The organism is Flavobacterium gillisiae (genome assembly GCF_900107635.1).
GTDB classification, from domain to species: Bacteria; Bacteroidota; Bacteroidia; order Flavobacteriales; family Flavobacteriaceae; genus Flavobacterium; species Flavobacterium gillisiae.
The window spans coordinates 48,391-69,525 of the sequence record NZ_FNRD01000014.1; the positions used below are offsets into that span (position 1 = coordinate 48,391).

The 21,135-nt window shown below is 34.7% G+C and carries 21 protein-coding genes; 5 read left to right on the forward strand and 16 right to left on the reverse strand.

Translation table 11 applies throughout. The features are described 5' to 3' along the window. Positions 1-165: 165 nt before the first annotated feature. The 3 genes from BLV35_RS16620 to BLV35_RS16630 all read right to left on the reverse strand — a co-directional run bounded on the left by BLV35_RS16620 (position 166) and on the right by BLV35_RS16630 (position 2,098). Positions 166-480, reverse strand: coding sequence for an HPF/RaiA family ribosome-associated protein (locus BLV35_RS16620; RefSeq protein ID WP_091092857.1), 315 nt, complete (start codon positions 478-480; stop codon positions 166-168). Positions 481-810: 330 nt separating this feature from the next. Further along, positions 811-1,434 (reverse strand): murein L,D-transpeptidase catalytic domain-containing protein, encoded by a 624-nt coding sequence (locus BLV35_RS16625; RefSeq protein WP_091092860.1) that lies wholly within the window; start codon positions 1,432-1,434, stop codon positions 811-813. 127 nt (positions 1,435-1,561) lie between these two features. After that, positions 1,562-2,098, reverse strand: a complete 537-nt coding sequence (locus tag BLV35_RS16630; RefSeq protein WP_091092863.1) for a GNAT family N-acetyltransferase — start codon at positions 2,096-2,098, stop codon at positions 1,562-1,564. Positions 2,099-2,501: 403 nt separating this feature from the next. On the opposite strand from BLV35_RS16630, the gene katG reads away from it, so the two are divergent. Further along, the gene (gene katG, locus BLV35_RS16635) at positions 2,502-4,739 is read left to right on the forward strand and encodes a catalase/peroxidase HPI (RefSeq protein WP_091093060.1); all 2,238 of its coding nucleotides are present in this window, start codon (positions 2,502-2,504) and stop codon (positions 4,737-4,739) included. A 137-nt stretch (positions 4,740-4,876) separates the two neighbouring features. Here the strand turns inward: katG and BLV35_RS16640 are convergent, their stop codons facing one another. The 9 genes from BLV35_RS16640 to BLV35_RS16675 form a co-directional block, all read right to left on the reverse strand. After that, entirely contained in the window at positions 4,877-5,239 is a 363-nt protein-coding gene (locus BLV35_RS16640; RefSeq protein ID WP_091092865.1) for a VOC family protein, read from the reverse strand. A 147-nt stretch (positions 5,240-5,386) separates the two neighbouring features. Next, positions 5,387-5,518 (reverse strand): hypothetical protein, encoded by a 132-nt coding sequence (locus tag BLV35_RS19670; protein ID WP_262488538.1) that lies wholly within the window; start codon positions 5,516-5,518, stop codon positions 5,387-5,389. Between the two features lie 404 nt (positions 5,519-5,922). Continuing rightward, on the reverse strand, positions 5,923-6,507 hold the full coding sequence (locus tag BLV35_RS16645; RefSeq protein ID WP_176980641.1) for a fasciclin domain-containing protein: 585 nt from the start codon (positions 6,505-6,507) through the stop codon (positions 5,923-5,925). 802 nt (positions 6,508-7,309) lie between these two features. After that, the gene (locus tag BLV35_RS16650) at positions 7,310-9,490 is read right to left on the reverse strand and encodes a TonB-dependent receptor (RefSeq protein ID WP_091092867.1); all 2,181 of its coding nucleotides are present in this window, start codon (positions 9,488-9,490) and stop codon (positions 7,310-7,312) included. 53 nt (positions 9,491-9,543) lie between these two features. Beyond that, positions 9,544-9,861: a DUF6660 family protein gene (locus tag BLV35_RS16655; protein ID WP_091092870.1), complete on the reverse strand. Its 318-nt coding sequence runs from the start codon at positions 9,859-9,861 to the stop codon at positions 9,544-9,546. 111 nt (positions 9,862-9,972) lie between these two features. After that, a complete protein-coding gene (locus BLV35_RS16660) occupies positions 9,973-10,179 on the reverse strand; it encodes a GDCCVxC domain-containing (seleno)protein (protein WP_091092872.1) in 207 nt (68 codons plus the stop codon). Continuing rightward, positions 10,179-10,799, reverse strand: a complete 621-nt coding sequence (gene merTP, locus BLV35_RS16665) for a mercuric transport protein MerTP (protein WP_091092875.1) — start codon at positions 10,797-10,799, stop codon at positions 10,179-10,181. Before merTP ends, BLV35_RS16660 begins: the two co-directional genes overlap by 1 nt. Next, complete coding sequence (locus BLV35_RS16670; protein WP_016988433.1) at positions 10,796-11,170, reverse strand: ArsR/SmtB family transcription factor; 375 nt, start codon at positions 11,168-11,170, stop codon at positions 10,796-10,798. Before BLV35_RS16670 ends, merTP begins: the two co-directional genes overlap by 4 nt. A 607-nt stretch (positions 11,171-11,777) precedes the next feature. Continuing rightward, a complete protein-coding gene (locus BLV35_RS16675) occupies positions 11,778-12,665 on the reverse strand; it encodes a YitT family protein (protein WP_091092877.1) in 888 nt (295 codons plus the stop codon). A 191-nt stretch (positions 12,666-12,856) separates the two neighbouring features. Between BLV35_RS16675 and BLV35_RS16680 the strand changes: the two genes are divergently transcribed. The 4 genes from BLV35_RS16680 to BLV35_RS16690 all read left to right on the forward strand — a co-directional run bounded on the left by BLV35_RS16680 (position 12,857) and on the right by BLV35_RS16690 (position 16,212). Then, positions 12,857-13,294 carry a hypothetical protein gene (locus BLV35_RS16680; RefSeq protein WP_091092881.1) on the forward strand — a complete coding sequence of 146 codons (438 nt, stop codon included), beginning with the start codon at positions 12,857-12,859 and terminating at the stop codon, positions 13,292-13,294. A gap of 5 nt (positions 13,295-13,299) precedes the next feature. Then, positions 13,300-14,055 (forward strand): tetratricopeptide repeat protein, encoded by a 756-nt coding sequence (locus tag BLV35_RS19565; RefSeq protein WP_245712094.1) that lies wholly within the window; start codon positions 13,300-13,302, stop codon positions 14,053-14,055. Next, positions 14,015-15,145, forward strand: a complete 1,131-nt coding sequence (locus tag BLV35_RS19570; protein WP_245712095.1) for an adenylate/guanylate cyclase domain-containing protein — start codon at positions 14,015-14,017, stop codon at positions 15,143-15,145. Before BLV35_RS19565 ends, BLV35_RS19570 begins: the two co-directional genes overlap by 41 nt. A 224-nt stretch (positions 15,146-15,369) precedes the next feature. After that, positions 15,370-16,212, forward strand: coding sequence for an alpha/beta hydrolase family protein (locus BLV35_RS16690; RefSeq protein WP_091092884.1), 843 nt, complete (start codon positions 15,370-15,372; stop codon positions 16,210-16,212). Between the two features lie 268 nt (positions 16,213-16,480). Here the strand turns inward: BLV35_RS16690 and BLV35_RS16695 are convergent, their stop codons facing one another. The 4 genes from BLV35_RS16695 to BLV35_RS16710 all read right to left on the reverse strand — a co-directional run bounded on the left by BLV35_RS16695 (position 16,481) and on the right by BLV35_RS16710 (position 21,015). Then, positions 16,481-17,593, reverse strand: coding sequence for a pyridoxal phosphate-dependent aminotransferase (locus BLV35_RS16695; protein ID WP_091092886.1), 1,113 nt, complete (start codon positions 17,591-17,593; stop codon positions 16,481-16,483). A gap of 196 nt (positions 17,594-17,789) precedes the next feature. Then, positions 17,790-18,395, reverse strand: a complete 606-nt coding sequence (locus BLV35_RS16700; protein WP_091092888.1) for a hypothetical protein — start codon at positions 18,393-18,395, stop codon at positions 17,790-17,792. A 172-nt stretch (positions 18,396-18,567) separates the two neighbouring features. Beyond that, positions 18,568-19,383, reverse strand: coding sequence for an alpha/beta hydrolase (locus BLV35_RS16705; RefSeq protein WP_091092890.1), 816 nt, complete (start codon positions 19,381-19,383; stop codon positions 18,568-18,570). Between the two features lie 186 nt (positions 19,384-19,569). Then, a complete protein-coding gene (locus BLV35_RS16710; protein ID WP_091092892.1) occupies positions 19,570-21,015 on the reverse strand; it encodes an amidohydrolase in 1,446 nt (481 codons plus the stop codon). Positions 21,016-21,135 lie beyond the last annotated feature (120 nt).

Consider the following 21,135-nt stretch of genomic DNA (forward strand, 5'->3'; position numbering starts at 1 on the left):
ACTATTTTGGGATCGAATATAGCGACAAATAAAAAGCGAGCTCATTTATAATATTAAATGAGCTCGCTTTTCTTTTTTAGGAACTGTGAAAGTACCTCAGTATAGTAATGTATTGCTTTTTAGCAATTAAGGCTAGTTTGACAGTCTACATTCCACAATGATTGATTAATGATTATTCAAACGACCTAATGTGCTGTCAAGTGATGTTTTTAATTTGGTAATTGCGCCTTTCACTGCTAGCTCATGATTGTTAGCATGATTTGAAACAAGAATTGGTTTCATTCCTTCAAGACGTGCTTCTAGTTTACACAGTTTGTCATTTTGTCCTTCTTTGTGTCCATTTTCATCTGAAAAATGAGCTTCTATCCTTGTGATGTGCGCACCAAATCTGCTTAATTCTTCAGTTAGTAAGGTATTTAATTGTGCTCTGAATGCTTCGTGTAATGTTAAGTTGTTGTCTGAATTTAATTGAATAGTCATAAATGAATTTTTTTGTTATTTATTTTTTTGTTTAAAGAAGGTTAGTCAAATTAAAATAATGCTTTTCGACAATACTTCTGCAATTTGGGATACTCTTATCCTACTAATGTACAAAATTTGTCAGTACCGTTTTTTAAATGCAATTCCTTCTTTACACTTAATTTGTTATTATGTAAATTTAAGTATTATCGGACGAAAAGTGTTACATCTAAGCAAAAATAAATTATATGATTCACACATATAAGGGATACTATTCCGCAGCATGGGTATATAAAAAAGAATATATAGAAAAATGTATTTGAAGTCTCTTGAAGTTGCGAGAGCTTTAATTTAATAGTAAATATCTAGAATGATGCTGCGTTTTGAATCGTCAATTCGTTTTTCAATTCGTTGATAATATTGTTCATTTACCATCGGACAGCCAAAACTATATCCTATTTGATCATTCTGTTCTTCATAAGGTACATCGGTGCTTTTATGGAGAACAATATTCCTAGAGAACGATTTGTTGTTAGTAGCATCTAATCCGTATAATTTGTAGGCTTTACCATATTGTCCATTATAACTGTTTCCGATGCTATAACTGCCTAAGGAGGTACAAAGCGAGCCATTTTCATTACTGAATTTTTGGTTTCCATCGCTTTTTATTCGAGAACCAAAACCATGGGCTACTAACCCTTGATCTAGTAGTACATCGTTTTTTAGATCATAAACAAAAAACCTATTTTTTCCTGACATCACTTCCATGTCTATAAAAAAGGCGATTTCTTGATTGTAATTGGAATTACTGCGAACTAAATCCTTGATTCTTTTTACATGTTGCAAAAGTTTTTCTTCGGTTGCGCTATTCAATTCAATATAGGCAAAAGGATTACCATCAATATTTTTTGCAAATATGTTGGCGCTCAAAAAGAAGAGTCCTATTGACAGCGAAACAAAGAATAGCTTTCTCATTTTGCAGGGGTATTAAATTATTGAACTGCTTTACAAAGTTAAGAAAAACAAAGTTGTGGCGCGTTGAAAATCAGTATTTTAACAAATGCAAGGTAAAGATTACCTCTTTAAATTGTTTTATTAGAGCCTAAATAGATTTATACATCCGGTACATCCCTCTTAAAATGGGGTGGATTAGTTCATATTCTAATTCGAATGTACCGCAAATTTTGTAGTCCATTTTTTCATAAAACTGCAATGCTTTTTTCTGGGTATCTATGGCTTCCAACCATAAAAAGGAGTGGCCATTAGCTGCGAGTCTATTTTCTGCCCAATAGATAAGACTTTTTCCGATGCCTTTCCCATGAAAAGCGGGGTCGAGATAAATTCGATCTAGTTTTGCAGACTTTCTATCTTTATATTCAACCAAAGTAACACTTTCGATTAGTTTTAATATCCCAATTGCTTCACATTGATAATAGACAAAATAATACGAAGAATTAGGAGTTGCGAGGTCTCTTTCTAGATTAGCGTAGGAATATATTTTATTCATATACCAGGCACCGGCATCGAACCATAAATGACGGTATTCTGGAAGATATATTTTAGACATTAAGGCGAACAGTTTTTCCTGGTCATCAATTGAAATTGGCTTTAACGTAATCGTGTCGGATACTGCTATCATGTTTTTATTATTCGTTTTCTTTTTGATTTAGTATATCAAATAGCTCTATTCTTAAGCAAAAAGATCATTTACCGTAAAAGTAAGGAATGCTAGGAAAAAGTCTCTTTTTTGTCCCAATTTTATTCAAATAATCAGGTGACAAGAAAACGAAAGTGGTGTTGCTCATATTGGGCTGTTAAAATTTTCGACATTAAAGTGCTCAATTTTATAAATTTGGAGAACTCTGTACAATTGCGATTCTAATATAGGTTTTCAAAAAGGTTCATTTATTTTGTATAGGTTGGGTTCGCCAGTTATTGTAGTTTCCATAGAGATTATCTATAAGTATATAAAATCTATAGATAAAAAATATCGAAAATGTTTTTGTAAATTTGGAAAAGCAATCAACGTAAATTCAATAAAAATGGAAGAAAATAAACAATCAAGCGGATCGTCTTATAATACAAACAGCGAAAGCAAGTGCCCCTTTTCAGGAGGCGCTGCAAAGCAAAGTGCCGGTTCTGGTACTACTAATAAGGACTGGTGGCCAAATCAATTAAAATTAAACATACTTCGTCAACACGCAGCGCCGTCGAATCCGATGGGTGAAAGTTTTAATTACGCAGCTGAGTTTAAAAGTCTGGATCTCGATGCGGTGAAGAAAGATATCTTCGCTCTAATGACAAACTCTCAAGAATGGTGGCCAGCAGATTATGGTCATTATGGACCGTTCTTTATTAGAATGGCTTGGCACAGTGCAGGTACCTATCGTACAGCAGATGGCCGTGGTGGTGCGAGTTCTGGTTCCCAGCGTTTTGCACCGCTTAACAGTTGGCCTGACAATGTGAACTTAGATAAGGCGCGTTTGTTACTATGGCCAATCAAACAAAAATATGGTAAGAAAATTTCATGGGCCGACCTTATGATCTTAACTGGTAACTGCGCTATCGAATCAATGGGTTTAAAGACTTTTGGTTTTGGTGGTGGACGTGAGGATATTTGGCAATCTGAAGAAGACATCTATTGGGGTTCTGAAGGGAAATGGTTAGATGACAAGCGCCATACTGGTGACAATGAGTTAGAAAACCCTCTTGCTGCCGTTCAGATGGGACTTATATATGTAAACCCTGAAGGACCAAATGGTAATCCTGATCCACTGGCATCTGCACGTGATATTCGAGATACATTTGAGCGTATGGCTATGAATGATGAAGAAACTGTTGCCCTTATTGCTGGGGGACATACTTTTGGAAAAACGCATGGTGCTGCTGATCCAGACAAATATGTTGGACCGGAACCTGCAGCAGCAGGAATTGAGGCGCAAGGTCTTGGTTGGAAAAATAATTTTGGTAGTGGAAATGGGGAACAAACTATTTCAAGTGGGCTAGAGGGCGCTTGGACTACTACACCTACAAAGTGGAGTAACAATTATTTCGAGAACCTTTTTGGATTCGAATGGGAGCTTACCAAGAGTCCAGCTGGAGCACATCAATGGCAGCCGAAAAATGGAGCAGGCGCGGGTACCGTACCAGATGCTCACAATCCGTCAAAGAGTCACGCACCTTTTATGCTTACAAGTGATATTGCTTTGAGAATGGATCCTATTTATGAGCCAATTTCTAGACACTTTTTTGAAAATCCTGATAAATTTGCAGATGCCTTTACTCGTGCTTGGTTTAAACTGACGCACCGTGATATGGGACCTATAGAACGTTACCTTGGACCAGAAGTTCCAAAAGAGGAATTAATCTGGCAAGATCGCATTGCAGCTGTAACACACCAACTAATTGACAATACAGATATAGCAGCGCTAAAGACTAAAATACTTGATTCAGGGTTAACTGTGTCACAATTGGTATCTACCGCTTGGGCTTCGGCATCAACTTTCCGTGGGTCTGATAAACGTGGTGGTGCAAACGGTGCACACATACGCCTTGCACCTCAAAAAGATTGGGAAGTTAATGACCCTGCTCAGCTAGCGAAAGTATTGCAGACACTTGAACATATTCAGTCAGAATTTAATAATAGTCAGTCGGGGAACAAGAAGGTTTCAATTGCCGACTTGATTGTCTTGGGTGGATGTGCCGCTATTGAAAAGGCTGCAAAAAGCGCAGGTCATACTGTGACAGTTCCATTTACGCCAGGGCGTGGTGATGCATCACAAGAGCAAACAGACGTGCAAGCATTTGCTGTTCTTGAGCCTCAAGCAGATGGTTTTCGTAACTATTTGAAGGCGAATTATACGATATCAGCAGAGGAAATGCTGGTTGACAAGGCACAATTGATGACACTTTCTGTACCTGAGTTGACCGTTCTTCTTGGTGGGATGCGAGTTCTGAACACGAACTTTGATCACTCTACACATGGTGTGTTTACTAAACGTCCAGAAGTGCTTACTAATGATTTCTTCTTGAACTTACTTGATATGGGAACAACATGGAAAGCAGTTTCTGAGGATGAAAAAGTATTTGAAGGTCGCAATCGTATTACAGGAGAAGTAAAAGGAACTGGAACTCGTGCAGATCTTATATTCGGTTCGAATTCAGAGTTACGTGCTATTGCTGAAGTCTATGGATGCGCTGATTCATCAGAGAAGTTCGTAAAAGACTTTGTGACTGCTTGGGATAAAGTGATGAACCTAGATCGTTTTGATATCGTCTAATAGATCGCAAGACCAATAATAATTTTATAAAAAGAAGTGGTCCGGTAACGGGCCACTTTTTTGTTTTGTAGTATGAAGGCTTTCGCAAATTTATAAAAGTACCGAAAGACTGGACGTAGTCATTGTTTTTCCTAATTTTAATAGGTAAAAAATTCTCCAATATGCCATAGAATACCAGAGGGATCGTGCAAGAAACATTCTTTACCCCAGTCGTATTCCTGAATGGGAACAAGTTTCACATCAGTATATTTAGTGGTAAGGTCTAGGGTTACAAGTGTTGCCCAAAAATCATCGACATTATCTACTTCTAAAAAAAGCATAGAATTGTCTATCCAATCACGAACGTAAGCATCTTGCAAATAAAAGGCTACGTCTTCCATTTTGAATACAGACATCTTATTACCCAAAATAGTTTCTTCAAAGCCCAATTCAAGATAAAAATTTCGCGACAATTCAAAGTCTTTGGCACCAATAAAAGGGCGAATCGATTTAGTTTTCATAGGTTAGTTTTACAGCGTCCCGCGTATTAGCGTAAAGTTACATTTTTTCATGATTAACTTGATAGGATGCTGCGATGTCAAATTTTGCAATAAGTTCTAAAAGAGGTGCTTCACTCATTGTTAAGTGAAGCCCTATAATAGAGTTGGTTATAATTTACTATCCTTAATCTTTTTTTCCAGTTCTGCGTCTTTTTCACTAGTACTTGTTAAAGCATAAGCAAATGCAACACCAAACAATAAGGTGATTATTCCTGCGAAATAGGGTATAAAATCAGTCATTTTTTTTTCTTTTTATTAGATGTAAGTAAATGCCAAAACAAAGTATTGATGGTACCCAAAGTCCGATGAAAATCGCATGATTTTCGTGGCCATTAAAAAATAAAATTTCAGAGTACACTAATGAAGCAAAGGCCGCAATAAATAGCAACTTATCAGTCAAGTTAAATTTATAAAACATAGTTTATTAATTATTTTAGTCCTACATGTATGGCTTGTCGGATGACGCCCCGTTTTTTTTAGTGGGTTCTGGACTCCACGTTTTAAAGCGATTACTGTAATATGAGATGACCATGTCAGGTTCTTAAGCGAACTGGCTTGTATTATGGACCAACTTATTATAGCCTTAGTTGGTAGAATAAACCGTTACACTGCTGCAACGGTTCTTAAATAAAGAAGTTAAAATTTTATTTAGGCATTACCACGGTATCGATGGCATGAATAACTCCATTGGAAGCAGCTACATCAGCAAGAACAACTGTTGCAGTTCCGCCATTAGCATCAGTTAACATCACTTTTCCGTCTTTCAAGCTTAAAGCTATTGTACCTCCCTGAACAGTTGTAACAGTGTATTTTCCGTTATTTTTGTTTATTGCATCAATTACTGTTGTAGCGTCAAACTTCCCTGCTACTACGTGATACTTTAAAATAGCTTGCAATTTATTTAAACTTTCTGGTTTCAATAAGCTGTCTAGAGTTCCTGCTGGAAGTTTTGCAAATGCAGCGTTATTTGGTGCGAAAACCGTAAATGGACCGTCACTACTTAATGTTTCAACTAATCCAGCTGATGTTACTGCTGTTACAAGCGTTGAGAAATCTGCATTTCCAGCAGCTACACCTACGATGTTTGGAGTCTCAACAACTGCGGTTGTGTCCATTGCTACTGTTGTTGAATCTGCCATCTCCGTCGATTCAGCTTCTTTTTTTTGACCACAAGAAGCAGTTATTACTCCTACTAATACAAATGCACTAATTGTTTTTACTAATTTCATAGCTAATATTTTAAGTTTAAATTAAATTAAGATACTCAAAGGTAAACATTTATATGATTTGTTTAACATTTTTAGTAAATAATTAAACAAAATATAAATTTGATACTTAATAGGGTACTGGCAGTTGTCCCTAATTAGCCCAATTTAGAGGTAAAACGACTTTCTCACAACTATTCGCAACTTGTATTATAATTAGTAGTTTATTTATTTTTCAATCAAATTTCTCCACGATTCTTAATCTTGGAAAGTCATATCTCATTCTTAGGATGTGAACTTTGAATGTTTAAGTTGGGATTCTGTGTAGAAGCTGACACAATGGTTAAGCGGTTGTATAAAAAGAAGAGAAGGAAAACCATGCTATTGATGCCTTCCATAAAAAAAGAAGCATTAATGCTTCTTGTATACTCCAAACTCTGATAACGTTAAGATCAAAAGACGGAAGTGTAATTGGTAAGACCTACCAGCCGTGCAGCGTTTAATAATGGTTCATTATTTGTTTATTCATTATCGCTCGGTTGTTATTGGCTTTTGAAGACCAATGAAGCCATAGCCATGGGTGATGTTTTTACCAATATCTTTTCCAATCAGAAAAAAAACGGAAAGGAACATATCCTAGAAAAAAGATTGTAACCCATAGCCCGACCGCGCAGCAACGGAGTGGAAGCGGGGATACCCCAAAAAAATACGCATAAAAAAATCCGACTGGCTTTCACCAATCGGATTGCTGTAATTATGGGATGAGATTGCTAGCACGCTAATTCTGTCACATCGTAATTTGGGACGTTGGTAATTCTATTTTGTTCTAATGTTCCTCATTTCCAAAAGGTTTGATAATAATTCCTAAACTAAATATAAATCCGTCAGTAGGAGCATATAGTTCGGGAAACACTGGGTTTTCGTGAGGCGGCAATAGCAGTGGCGAAAATCTACTTTGTCTTCTGTCTGTAAAGTTTTCAAAATTCACGAAAACACTAGTAAATTTGAAATTTCGCATGAGCAATAAACCCATTGTAGCAAAATCTGTCGTCTCTGTCCCGTCTGATAACAACTGCTTTCCTGTATAAAAGGTTTCGAAGCCGATGCGCCATTTTTCAGATTCATACATAAACACGCTTCCTCCGTTGTGTTTTGCAGTCAAAGGTTTTTGAGGATTTCCTTCTAAATAATTTAGTTTGGTATCTATTAGCGCATAATTTAAAAACCATCTAAAGTCCTTGTAGCTGAACTTAATGTTAGTTTCAGCTCCTTTGCTTAGGATTTTATCCGTTGCATTCTCATAGTTAAAGAAGCCGTCATTTGTGCTATTCAATAGCAAAGCATTGTTAATTGCGGTGACGTAAAATAGTTGATTAATGGAAAAACCTACTTCGTCAAATAAGTTTACTTTATAGTTTACATCAAAATTAACACCGTAGGAACGCTCTGGTTTTACTATTGATTTATCGATAGCAAGTACATCCTTGAAATTAATATATTCTGCCTCTTCAGTAAAAATATCAGGAATTTTATAGCCTAAACCACCACCAATTCTGCTCGAAAATCCGCTATCATTTTTGTATAGTAAAGACAACCTTGGTAGTGGGAAAAAGCCGAAATCAGTGTTATAATCGCCTCTTAATCCTGTTTCCAAAATCCAATTGTCTGAAAGATCATAGATGTTGTTGACAAACATTCCATAAGTAAGATCTTTTTGGTCGCGCTGCAGTGTAGCAGTATCATTTTCATCAAAATTTGAGGAGTATAAATTGGCGCCAATAATCCATTCCGTTCTTTGGGATTCTCTTTGATAATTAATTTCAGTGAAGGTATTGATTTGTTTACCATCAAAGTTAAAATCAGGAACACTAAGGTTTCGGTCAAAAAAGGAGATACTATTTTTGATATGAAAAGAACTTACGGAGTCCAGTTGCGTTTGATAAACGGCTTGGCTGCTAAGCCTTTTTGAAATGTTTTCTTCCGTATATTGGTGAATTCCATTTTTACCACTTTTAATCGCTGTCATATCGCCACCGATTCTATCATCGTAAGTCCCGTTCAATCCAAACCAAAAAGTAGTTTTTTCTGATGGGTAATAATAGAATTTAGGATTAAATGAAATAGATTTTGTTTTGGGTAAATTACTAAAGTCATCGTCTTCTGTATCATATGCTTTTTGATAATGACCAGAGCCGTATAAAGAAACACCATAATTCTCATTCCTTTTGCTATAAAATACATTTGCAGTGCTTCCAAGTGCCTGTGTTTGCGTTAGCATAATATCTAAATCTGCCTCGTCACCAGGTGTTTTTGACACCATATTTACCAAACCTGCTATAGCGCCACCGCCATAAAGAGTAGAGGAGCTTCCTTTAATAATTTCAAACTGCTGCAAGTCTAAGGGCGGAATTTGCAAAATACTCAAACCACTCGAAAATCCTCCATAGAGAGGAAATCCATCTCTTAAAAGTTGTGTGTATCGTCCATCAAGACCTTGAATCTTAATATTCGTACTTCCACTACTTAAAGACGTTTGCTGCATTTGTATTCCTGTACTTTCGCGAAGTACCATCGAAATATTGGTTGGATTCATAGCCGCTTTTTCGCCCAGTTCTTCGCCACCAATAAACTCTATTCTTGTTGGAATTTTCCTAACGGTTCTTGTACTTCTCGACGATTGTACCACCACCTCGTCCAGTTCTTGATCGTCGTCAGTTGTTAATTTGAAAATTAAATCGGTTACACTAGGAGTAAGAATACTTGTTTTTAGGGTTTTATAGCCTAAATAAGAAATTGTAATAATGTGTTGTCCATTTGGAATTTCGGTAAAAGTGGCATTTCCGTCACGATCCGTTATTGCCCCTTTTTCTAATTTTTCAAAGTAAACCGTTGCACCCAATAAGGGTTCATTTTCTGTAATTACTTTTATTTGCACGGCTGATGTTTGCGCTTTTAATGAAAAGCACGCTGTAATGATGAGCATTGCGCTCAAGATGTATTTCTTCATTGAAGATATAAATTGATTAACTAAATTGTTTTTTTGACTTTATAGTCAGTTAACTAGCTAATTAATTGTGGCGGTTGCCAAATATTAGAATCAAAATCAAAGCGGTAGATTGATTGATAAGAAGAAAATACTGTTGTTGGAATTTCCGTGATTACTTCAAAATTGAACGACATAAGTGGTTCAGAGGTAATAGACATTCCGCAACAGTCGCAAATACAAGTAACAGGACATGAATCATCGCTGTCGTTTTGATGATTGTGGTTCACACTTATTTCGTCTTGGTGTTGGTCTCCCGTATTATTACGGTCAGAACAAGGTTTTATTGACAAAAAAAGTAGTATCAGCGATAATATGATTGTTATTCCTTTCATAAGCGATCGCAAAGTTAATAAATACAATTTTTATACTACTGAATTGTTTTGTTTGTTTTTTGTGATGATGTTCTCTTATGTATTGGGGAAAGTAAATGTGATGTTGGCTTTTCAGCAACAGCTTTCTTTCTGCTGTATCGAAGGGCATTTTACGGAGCCATAACTACAATATACACAACAGTCGCCATCTTTTGGACGTAATACTTTTTTACAGCTCTCACATTCATAAAAGAATTGACAGGATTCTGTAGGCATTTGCTCTACTTTTTTATGTCCGCAGTTTGGACAAGTGATTTCTGATTTTAATTGGATTTCCATTAGTTTTCTTTTTTGTTGGTTACTTTGTAGCCTGTTGAGTTAATTACTTTCTCAATTTCAGTTTCATTGGTTTTGGTGCTGTCAAATTCAATGATTGCGTTTCCATTTTCGTAGGATGCTTTTGAGGTTACAATTCCGCTGAGTTTATTTACTTCGTGGTTGACGTGTTCTTCACAACTCGCACAAGTCATTCCACTGATTTTAAATTCCGTTGTTTGAATGTTTAATTTGTCAACTACGATTATTTGCTTTTCTGTGTTTGGGTAGAATATTCCCGAATTGTATGGAAAAGCCAGCATTAAAACTGCAAATACCGTTACAATTCCTAAAAACATTTTTGATTGAATAAATTTTGGTTTTCCGGGCTTACCGGCAGGCAGCTCGTCCGTTTCACATTGGCAGTCGATTTCATTTTTAGGTTTTAGTTTATGATACCAAGCAAAACCAAGAACCAAAATTGTCAATCCAATCAGATAAGGTCTAAAAGGTTCTATCCAAGAAAATGTTGAGACAATTCCGCTTGTTCCTGCGATTAGAGCCAAAACAGGTGTAATACAGCATAATGAAGCTGTAATTGCGGTGAGCAAACCTGCACCTATTAATTTGGGTTCACTTTTCATATCGCGTCTACTATTTTGTTTTTATCAAGTATTTCAAAAAACGGATGTAGTAATTTTTCGTATTCAGTAGTGAGTGAGTAAAAAATAGTTTGAGCTTCTCTATCAGTTTCTAATAGATTTCTGTCTTTCATTTTTCGCAAGTGTTGAGAGATAGCAGAAATGTTCATTCCAAGAATATCGCTTATATCACAAACGCAAAGTCTTTTTTCCTCAAAGAGTAGGTAAAGTATTTTAAGTCTTACGTTATTTCCAACCAATGAAAGTCCATTCGCTAAATAGTCAAAGGATTCATTTAATTGCAAAACGGTGTCTTTGCAACGATTTATTTGTTCAATGTCTGCTTGTTGTCTTATGCAAGTATTATTTTCCATAACACAAAGTTACATTTATTTCTTATTTAAGCAAATGCTAAAATAAAAAACAAGAAAAAAGCTGGTCTTTCTGACGAGTTGTGTGGTTTTAGGCTTGTCATTAACTTGTAAATTACTTTGATGCTTCAGGCTTATTTATTAAGCTACTATATATATGAAATAGTACAATTCATTTTATAGTTGTGGTGTATGAGATAACCCCGATGCTTCGGGTGAAAATCCTTTTTAATTGCTCTCAAATTATAGTTAAAACTATTTGCTTTAGGGCCTCTATTTTTGGCTTCTGCTACTGTTTTTTTACGAATTTTAATAATTTGCACGAATTAATTAGTGCAGATTTGTGAAATTCGTGGCTAAAGTTAAAGCTTGCAGACTTTATGGCTGCTAAACCAAATCTATGGAATTTAAGTCCATAGTAGTTTAGTTTATGAATCTCATTTTTTTAACGTGAGGAATAAAGAGAGAAGATTGTAATAGGCCGATAGCTATCGGGAAACCTGCCCAAGCTGTAATGAAGTGGGAGCGGGGATGCATGCCCAAAAAATAGAAGAGATTATTTTAATTAAAGTAAAATATCTTTATAAAGTTATTAGCAGCGTTGTCTCTTTTAATGTTTCTTCCTATTTCGCAGTATGCCTCCGTTAGCTTCTTTAATATATTGAATGTACATAAAAGCATAAGGGTCGATTTTTAGAATATCTTGCTTAATACGCAATAACTCTAAACGAGTAACAATTGTTACAATAATATCGCAATCGTGTTTCACATCAAAACTTTTGGGTAAATAACCGCGTTCGCCTTTTACAATAGTAATACCCTTTTTAAACTTGTTTACAATTAGTGATTTAATCAACTCGCTGTTTCCCGAAATAATATTCAAAGCGGTATATTGTTCGAGCCCATTTGCAACATAGTCTAGCGACTTTATAGCCGCGAAATAAGTAACAATGGAGTACAACGCTGTAGTCATTCCAAAATACCATGCAGCAACCAAAAACAATAAGGTATTCATTGCAAAGATAACTTCGGAAACATTTAACCCGATCTTCTTAGTAGTCAATACCGCCAATATCTCAAATCCATCAGCAGCAGAACCGCCACGTATACAAAAACCCATGCCAATGCCAATCAAGCAGCCACCAAATAAAGCAATTAACAACGGGTCTGAAGTCACCGCTTCAAAATGAACAAATGTCACCCCAAGCGCAAGTAGCAGCACGGTTAGTAAGCTGTGTAAAGCAAAAGTATTTCCTAATAATTTTTTGCCTAAAAACAAGAAAGGTAAGTTGATAATGATAACCAGCCATGCGAAGGAGATATGTGTAATTTCATGAAGTAAAATAGAGATACCAGTAACACCGCCATCTAAAAATTTATTTGGTATCATAAATCCTTTTAAAGCCAAAGTCATAAATGAAACACCAATTAGGTTTAGTAAGATGTTTTTTGGATTGAGTAGGTCTTTCCAATCTATAGGAGGGTGTTCATCTTTCATGTTTTTATTAGTATTAAAAACGTTAATAAGATACTAATTTAAGAAAAACTATCTTAATTTCTTAGTAAACATACCGTATCTTTGTTATTCACTTTAGGTCATACTACTCCAAATCTTATTTGTGTTGCCCCACCAAATTAATTAATGGTCTTTAATAAATCTGTATTTATTAACCTTTAAATATTTTAATTATGGCAAAACCAGTAGTAATTACATTAACTGTTCAAGCAAACACACTTTTTAATTTGGTAAACCCCACGCCGGTTCAAATTGGTGCTTGTTGTTCGATATCTGATGACAATGGTGGTTCAGGATCACCTATTGAAAACTTTACATCAACAGTTTTTATAGATAAAAATGTAAAGTGGAAAGGAGAAACTCCAGATAGAGGATTTAGTATTGCAATTGACAGTATCGCCTATGAATCTAACGGTACAGATGTTAATTTTTTTGATGTATCTATAATACCTGGCTCAGGAGGAAGATCTGGAAACGCAAATGCAAACGTTAAAAAGGACGATAGTCTTAAAGGGAAATTGAATGAGTATATTTTAAATTTTAAAGTATATGATTCAGGAAATAACTTTAAATCTTTCCCAATTGATCCAAAACTAGCAATAAATCCATAGTAGTCATGAGATTTTATATTCCTTATATTAAAATCTCACTATTATACAGCTTTGTATTATTGCTGTCTACAATTATCATGGCTCAAGAGCAAAAAATAGCCGATAGCCTTACAGTAATTTATAAGAAAGGAAATCTCAATAAAATCGATAAATTCGAGTTATTGAGAAACCTTTCTTTTAATGAAATAAATGATTTGGATTTATCGCTGCGCTATGCTGATGAACTTATTGCACTTTCTACGGCCGAAAACAATTATTTATACCTTCATAGAGGTTATTATCAAAAAGGTAACAAACATCGTCTGGCAGGAGACTTAAACAAATCATTAGCGGCTTTCTTTAAAAGTGCAGTAGCAGCCACTAAAGCAAAATATACGGTAGGCGAAGGAGTTTCTTATTCTGCAATCGCAGATGTATATTCTGTTATGGGGAATACCAAAAATGCCGAACTCTATTATACCAAGGCGATTACCTTACTTCGAACTACTGATAATACTATTGCTTTAGCCTCTGCATTACTAAATGCAGGTGATGACTCCTTTAGAAATAAAAAATACGATAAAGCCTTAGTATATTTTAACGAATCTGGTGCACTTTTCAAAAAAGCAGATTACTTGATTGGTACGGCTTATAATTTAGGAAACATAGGTAAGGTTTATGCGGAACAAGGCAAAGATAAATTGGCTATGGTAAATATGACCGAAGCCATCAATACGCTTAGTGTACCAAGATTATTACGGCATTTCGGATTATCTGATTAATATTGCTGACATCTATTCAAAACGGAACGATTGGCCAAAGGCAGTCCATTATGCAGAAAGAAGTTTAGAATTAGCTCAAAAATATGGATTGAAAGAACAAGTTAGTGTTTCGAATTTAAAACTATCGGAACTCTATGAAAAAGGGGGTGACACTGCGAAATCATTAAAATATTATAAAGACCATATTACGTACCGAGATAGTGTTACAAATCTAAAAGCAGTACAGCAGATGGCTGATTTAAGGACTAACTTTGAAGTATCCAAAAAACAAGTACAGGTAGACCTACTCAAAAAAGACCAAGAGATACAACATCTAAAAACCAAGAGACAAAGAAATTTAATCTATGCTATTGGTTTTTCTAGTTTTTTAATTATTCTGTTAGCCTTAGGGTTATACCGTCGATATAAATTTATAAAAGAAACAAAAGTCATCATCGAAGAAGAGAAAAAACGTTCAGATACTCTATTATTAAATATCCTACCAGAAGAAACGGCACAAGAACTAAAACAAAACGGTAGAGTAGAAGCCAAGAAGTTTGAATCAGTTACGGTTCTTTTCACTGATTTTAAGAGTTTTACACATTATGCCAACATTTTGCCTCCAGAAAAATTAGTAGAAAGTATCGATTATTATTTCTCGAAATTTGATGCAATAATGGAGAAATATGGTTTAGAAAAAATAAAAACGGTAGGTGATTCTTATATGTGTGCAGGAGGTTTACCATTTCCAACGAAAGACCATGCAGAGAAAATGATTTTGGCAGCCCTAGAAATAAATGATTTTGTAAAAAGGTCTTTAACAGATGATTCAAATTGTCAAACCCGTTTTGAAATACGTATCGGTATTAATTCGGGGCCAGTGGTAGCAGGAGTTGTCGGGAGTAAGAAATTTGCCTATGACATTTGGGGAGATACCGTAAACATTGCTTCGCGAATGGAAACCAACTCTGAAGAAGGTAGAATAAACATTTCTGAGAATACATATGCCTTGATAAAAGATAATTTTAGCTGTGAGTACCGTGGCGAAATTGAAGTTAAAAATATTGGTAGAATGAAAATGTATTTCGTAAATGAAATTGGAAGTCTTTGATTATAGCGATAGATGGAATAAACGAGAAAGAAGGTATTATGTCTTAAATAACAAAACGGTCGTATAATTTAATAATCAAATTATTTAAAAAAACATGATTTAACTTCCAGATAATGGTGGTATTGCCGTTCTTGTTTGGGAATACTATGATTTTTTAAAAGCAATAGTTCGATCAACTTCTTATCTTTGTTCGGCTAGTTTATTCAAGCCTAAAAATAAAAATCATGATCTTAAATAAAACATTTATTCTCGAAGGAGCATTACAGCAAAAATTTGCAGTGGACGTAAGTTATTCTGAATCACAGGAACAAAAAGGAGTAATCATTTTTTGTCATGGATTTAAAGGATTTAAAGACTGGGGTTGTTGGCAAATGATTGCCGACTATTTCGTAGAAAATGGTTTTGCTTTCTTAAAGTTTAATTTCTCGCATAACGGAATGGGACTAGAAGATTCAGTTGAATTTACTGCTCTCGATAAATTTGCTATCAATACTTTAGGAAAGGAAATGGAAGATATTGAGAGTGTCGAGCAATTTATAGTCAACGAATTACCAGCAATTCTGCCAATAATTAACAAGGATAAAATGTTCATTATTGGTCATAGCAAAGGAGGCGTTTCGGCATTATTGTATTGCACGCAATACGATACTAAAATTGAGAAAGTCTGTACTTGGGCGAGTCCGTTTGATTTTCATCGCTCTTGGAATTCAAAATTTATGGACAAGTGGAGAGCTGAAGGTGTTCAGTATATTAAAAATGCGAGAACCAATCAAATGATGCCTTTGGATATCGCCGTTTTGGACGATGTAGAAACCCACAAAGAAAAATACAGTTTGGTTAATGCAGGTATAAAACTCCAAAGTCCGTATTTGATTATTCAAGGTACGAATGATCAAGCGGTGAAGATGGAAGAATTCAATTTACTAAAGAAACATTTTAACAAAGCAAAAAGTCATGTGATTTTAGAAGCCAATCATGTTTTTGGAGGTTCACATCCGTATTTAGGAACAGAATTACCAGGGCATACTCAAGAATTGGTTGGCGTGACCAAAGAGTTTTTCTTGTAGTTGAGACTAGCTTCAAGTCCTATAACTTGTATATAAAAAGAGACTACAAACAGATAAGTTGCAATTCACCGAGATGTACAAATTAAACGCAGCCTTTCGTAAATAATTTCTACAGAGTTTGTAGTTTTATATTACGGTTTTCGGCTTTGCGCTGTTGCGAGCTTCGGAACCGATTATTTTCCACTAAGATAATATTTCTTGCGGAAGAAAAACGCCCGGTTTACACAAAATTCGCAATAGCGCAAAACGTGTATTGGTGGCAGTTTTTTTATTCTATTGCTTTAATAAATTTTTTCATTTCGTCCATTTTACCCACTGTTATCCTTGTCCATTTGCCTTGCTCTTCATATACTCTTCCCCCTTCAACATTATTATCTTCTAATTGTTTGAAATAATCCTTGTTGTATTTTGCAAGTGAAAAATAGATAAAATTTGTATTAGAAGAAATGCACTCACAATTTAATTTTTTGAGTTCGCTGATAGTATATTGTCTTACATTTTCATTTAGCGAGTAGCAATTTGAAACAAATTTCTCATCTTTCAACGAAGCTATAGCAGCAAGTTTTGATAATACACTAACGCTATTATTTGTATTGGATTGCAAATTTGCCAAATTATCGATTATTGTTTTGTTTGCAATCGCATACCCAATCCTTGCTCCAGCTAATCCATACATTTTGGAAAATGTTTTGGCAATAATAATATTTTTGTGGTCATCTACGATATTGCTAAGTGATTGCTGTTTAGTAAAGTCCAAATATGCCTCATCAATTAATACAATTGTATTTTGTGAAATTTTGGTTATAAATTCTATCAATGCCTCTCTTTCACAAACTGTTCCTGTTGGGTTGTTTGGATTACAGATATAAACAAGTTTAGTATCTTGGTTTACAGCTTCCAACATAGCTTTCAAATTAATTTTCTTGTCGGTTGTAAGAGGAACTTTATTTTTTGTTAAACCTAAATTATCTAATGTACCTGTCCAATAATCATAGCTTGGGTCTGCAATCACATAATTTCCTTTGTCTAGTGACACAAATTTTGCAACCAAATCTAAAATTTCAGTTGAACCAGCTCCTAACAATATGTTTTCGTCTTTAACATTGTTTTTTTTTGCAAGGTCAGAAATCAGTTGTGTAGCAACATCCCAATTATATCGGTTACTAATATTCGCGTTGTCCACAAATGCTTTCCTTGCTAATGGAGATGGACCATAAGGGTTTTCATTTGAGCGTAAAAAAATTAAGTTAGCATCATTCTCAAAACTATTAATAAAATTTTCTGATACAAGAGGAGAAGCAAATGAATTGAAGCTTGTAAGTCCAATACCAGCTACTCCAATTCCAATTTTTTTCAGCCAAAGTCTTCTGTTCGTTTCCATATTTTCTTTTTCTTTAATTAGACTTTAAAAAAAATAGTTTGTTACAATCACGGATTTTTAAAATTGCCACCAACGTTCCCGCGCCTTGCGCAGTTTGCGACTTACGAAGACGAGTATTTTCTGCTAAACGAAAATATGATAAAAAACGGCAATTCCAATAAACTCCAGCTAGTTCAAAATGGCTGTTAGTGGCTGGTTATTTAGTTAATGTAAATTCATCCTTTCCACGAATTATTATTTCTTTGGATTTTTTAATATTCTCTTCGGATTTTGTAATCAAATTGATGGAATTAAAATTCAGTTTTTCATTCTTGTTTTCAATCTTCTCTACAATAATTTTCAAAATAAATTTTTCATCAACTATAAAATTATCATATTCAGCATTTATTATATCGTCATCAATTTTAAAAACTGTTGAATTCTTTTTTAGGTTTGTATATTTTGCTTTTAAATTATTTAATGAAATTAATTTAGGATTATATGTTGATTTGGTTACAATATAAAGTTGTTCGTGGTATTTTATATTGTCGATTTCAATATTTTTTTTTTCAACATTAAAAGTTGCAATTTCATTAGGATTTAATGTTCTTAAAATACTTTCATTTGTTAGTTTACCATTAATAAAATAAGCTGGTTTTCTATTATTTTCAATTCCATTTTTATATATGACTTTAATAATCGTATCATTTTCAGATGCAATTTTGTGATTTGTTATTGTTAAACCAGGAACCGTCCCAGTCAGTTTTTGTCCGAATGTATTAATCACTAAAAGTAATGTTGAAATAAAAAGTAATTTTTTCATAATATTTTTTTACGTCTTTTTGGTTTTTAACTTGCCACTAACGTGTTGCGGCTTGCAAAAGTGGCGAGCTTCGTAACCGATGTTTTTCTGTTGAACGAAAATTTATTGCGAAACTAAAATTTGAATTTTACCCTTTATTCGTCATTTCTTGTAATGGCAATTCGCATTAGTTTTATTTTTTTTCCAAAGTCCATTTTATTGCTCTCCCTTTTGCAGCTCTAAAAATCGTATTATGTTCTTCTTTCGGTTCGGGCAAATAATTCCATTTTATGGTAGATATATTTTCCGTATTTAATATTTCTGATAATTCTTTTGTAAATGGTGAAATATCTGTTGCACTTGAACTAGCAAACCAAATTCGTTTTTCTGTTTTTGGAAATTTCATTAAATTTTCTTTTGCAGTTTTAACCAAAGAATGATTATTCCACCATAATGAAGGGTCAAATGCAATGTAATTGTCAAACATATCTGGTGTTAAAAGGAATGTTTCAACAACAAAAAGGCCAGACAATGATTCTCCAATAATACTTTTTTCATTTGTTGTTCTATATCTTTTGTTTATTTCAGGAAAAAGTTCTTCTTTAATAAATGCTCTAAATTTTGCTGAACCACCAACAACTGGAGCAATTTCTTTGTCTTTTTCAACTTCGGTAAAACCTGTTAAATCTCTTCTGCGTTGCGTATTTTCAATTCCTACTAATATCATTGGCGGAATTTCTTTTGACTTTATAAGTTCAGCAAGTGTATTTGCAATATGCGGAAAGTCTTCTTCGATTATACCACCATCTGCCATATACATTACTGGTAAAGAGTCTTCACTTGTTTTATATTCTGGCGGTGTCCAAACATTAATGGTTCTTTTTTCTCCAACTTGTTTAGACTCTATAGTAAATTCATCGTGAGCTGGAATTGGGTCTTTCTTTTGTGGTGGATTTGCACAACCTATAAAAAGGATTGATATTAATAAATTACAATAAATAAATTTCATATTTTCAGTTTGTTAATCGCGGTTATTAAAAAGTACTGCCGCGGTTTTGCTGCTTTGCGAGGTTGCGAAGTTCGTGATCGTTAATTTGTCGGTTTTACGAAAACTTAATGCGAAACGGTAATGCCACTAAATTCCAGCTAGCTCAAAATAACTGTTGTGGGTGCGGATTTTTGGTAAGTTTGTTGTTTAGTCCCTGTAGTTCAACGCTGGTTTCCTGTCGCCAAGCAATGCCTTGTATTTATAATCACCTTTTGTTTGTATAAATTCTTCTTTTGCTTTTATTATTAATTCAGGGTTGGTAAATAAATCAATGGCTGTAAATGCTAATGTTTTTGAAGCAACCATCATTCCTTTTATACCTATTTCTGTACCGCCAGAGGCTACAGCTTGCCAACTATGTGCGCTAGTGCCAGCTACCCAAGTGGCAGCTCTTAATCCTACTGTGGGTATTGCATAACTTACATCGCCTACATCTGTAGAGCCAAGCGTTTTTGCAATGCTTAAAGGTTTTACAATTGCTACAGAATTTATAGGGTCGTATTTATCCGTGAAGGTTGATTGAATTTTTTGTGCAAAAATTATTTCATCATCAGTATACTTTACACCTCCAACTTTTTCTAAATTGATTTGCATGTTTGCAGCCAACGTTTTATTAATCAGCAGGTCGTGTGCACCGCCAATTATTTCATAGTCCATTTTTGTTTCTGTCCCCAAGGCTGCACCTTCAGCAGCTTTTTTAATTCGGTCAAAAGTAGACACAACCACTGTTTTCTCTGGGTGTCTTACATAATAATATACTTCGGCAAATTCAGGTACTACGTTAGGCGCTTTACCACCATTTGTAATCACATAATGAATACGAGTTTCTTGCGGTACATGTTCTCTCATCATATTCACCATATGATCCATCGCTTCCACAGCATCTAATGCAGAACGCCCTTTTTCTGGCGATCCAGCAGCATGGGAGGCAATACCATAAAACCGAAACTTAGCAGATATATTAGCCAATGAACTTGAATTACTAACCAAATTATCATCGCTTGGATGCCAATGTAGTACTACATCTACATTGTTAAATAGGCCTTCTCTGACCATATATACTTTTCCGCTTCCACCTTCTTCGGCTGGGCAACCAAATACTTTAATTGTTCCTTTTAATTTTCCTGACTCTAATAATTTTTTTATGGCAATACCTGCAGCAACAGAGCCAGTACCAAATAAATGATGTCCACAAGCATGTCCACTTGTGGTATTTGCATTTGCTGTTTTGATGGGTGAATTGTCTTGCGATAGACCTGGTAATGCATCATATTCTGCCAAAATTCCAATTACAGGCAAACCACTACCATAAGTTGCGACAAAGGCTGTTGGGATTCCAGCTACTCCTGCTTCTACAGTAAAACCATTGTCCTTTAATGTAGTCTGTAACAATGTAGAACTTCTATCTTCTTTATATCCTAATTCTGCATAATCCCAAATACTTAAAGCAATTTTTTTATACTCATCATATCCCGATTGTATAGTTGTCGCTGTTTCATTTTTTAACGCATTAGTAGTCTTGTTATTTTTGTTTTGAGCTAAACAACTGAATCCAATAGTAAGTGAAAGAATGGAAGTAATGATTAATTTCATATTGTTTGTTTTAATGATGATTTATCTTTCAATAATGTGATACTTAATAATTTGATAAACAACGTTTTTGGTGCTTTTAGATGGCTGGAAGTTCGTAATCGTTCAATTTTCGGCTTAACG

Coding starts and splice junctions, on each gene's coding strand:
- BLV35_RS16710 (WP_091092892.1), bottom strand. CDS start 21,015: ATGAAATTAATCATTACTTCCATTCTTTCACTTACTATTGGATTCAGT.
- BLV35_RS19670 (WP_262488538.1), bottom strand. CDS start 5,518: ATGACTGATTTTATACCCTATTTCGCAGGAATAATCACCTTATTGTTT.
- BLV35_RS16625 (WP_091092860.1), bottom strand. CDS start 1,434: ATGAGAAAGCTATTCTTTGTTTCGCTGTCAATAGGACTCTTCTTTTTG.
- merTP (WP_091092875.1), bottom strand. CDS start 10,799: ATGAAAAGTGAACCCAAATTAATAGGTGCAGGTTTGCTCACCGCAATT.
- BLV35_RS16645 (WP_176980641.1), bottom strand. CDS start 6,507: ATGAAATTAGTAAAAACAATTAGTGCATTTGTATTAGTAGGAGTAATA.
- BLV35_RS16680 (WP_091092881.1), top strand. CDS start 12,857: ATGGCAAAACCAGTAGTAATTACATTAACTGTTCAAGCAAACACACTT.
- BLV35_RS16640 (WP_091092865.1), bottom strand. CDS start 5,239: ATGAAAACTAAATCGATTCGCCCTTTTATTGGTGCCAAAGACTTTGAA.
- BLV35_RS16675 (WP_091092877.1), bottom strand. CDS start 12,665: ATGAAAGATGAACACCCTCCTATAGATTGGAAAGACCTACTCAATCCA.
- BLV35_RS16655 (WP_091092870.1), bottom strand. CDS start 9,861: ATGAAAGGAATAACAATCATATTATCGCTGATACTACTTTTTTTGTCA.
- BLV35_RS16630 (WP_091092863.1), bottom strand. CDS start 2,098: ATGATAGCAGTATCCGACACGATTACGTTAAAGCCAATTTCAATTGAT.
- BLV35_RS16650 (WP_091092867.1), bottom strand. CDS start 9,490: ATGAAGAAATACATCTTGAGCGCAATGCTCATCATTACAGCGTGCTTT.
- BLV35_RS16670 (WP_016988433.1), bottom strand. CDS start 11,170: ATGGAAAATAATACTTGCATAAGACAACAAGCAGACATTGAACAAATA.
- BLV35_RS16660 (WP_091092872.1), bottom strand. CDS start 10,179: ATGGAAATCCAATTAAAATCAGAAATCACTTGTCCAAACTGCGGACAT.
- BLV35_RS16690 (WP_091092884.1), top strand. CDS start 15,370: ATGATCTTAAATAAAACATTTATTCTCGAAGGAGCATTACAGCAAAAA.
- BLV35_RS16620 (WP_091092857.1), bottom strand. CDS start 480: ATGACTATTCAATTAAATTCAGACAACAACTTAACATTACACGAAGCA.
- BLV35_RS16705 (WP_091092890.1), bottom strand. CDS start 19,383: ATGAAATTTATTTATTGTAATTTATTAATATCAATCCTTTTTATAGGT.
- katG (WP_091093060.1), top strand. CDS start 2,502: ATGGAAGAAAATAAACAATCAAGCGGATCGTCTTATAATACAAACAGC.
- BLV35_RS19565 (WP_245712094.1), top strand. CDS start 13,300: ATGAGATTTTATATTCCTTATATTAAAATCTCACTATTATACAGCTTT.
- BLV35_RS16700 (WP_091092888.1), bottom strand. CDS start 18,395: ATGAAAAAATTACTTTTTATTTCAACATTACTTTTAGTGATTAATACA.
- BLV35_RS16695 (WP_091092886.1), bottom strand. CDS start 17,593: ATGGAAACGAACAGAAGACTTTGGCTGAAAAAAATTGGAATTGGAGTA.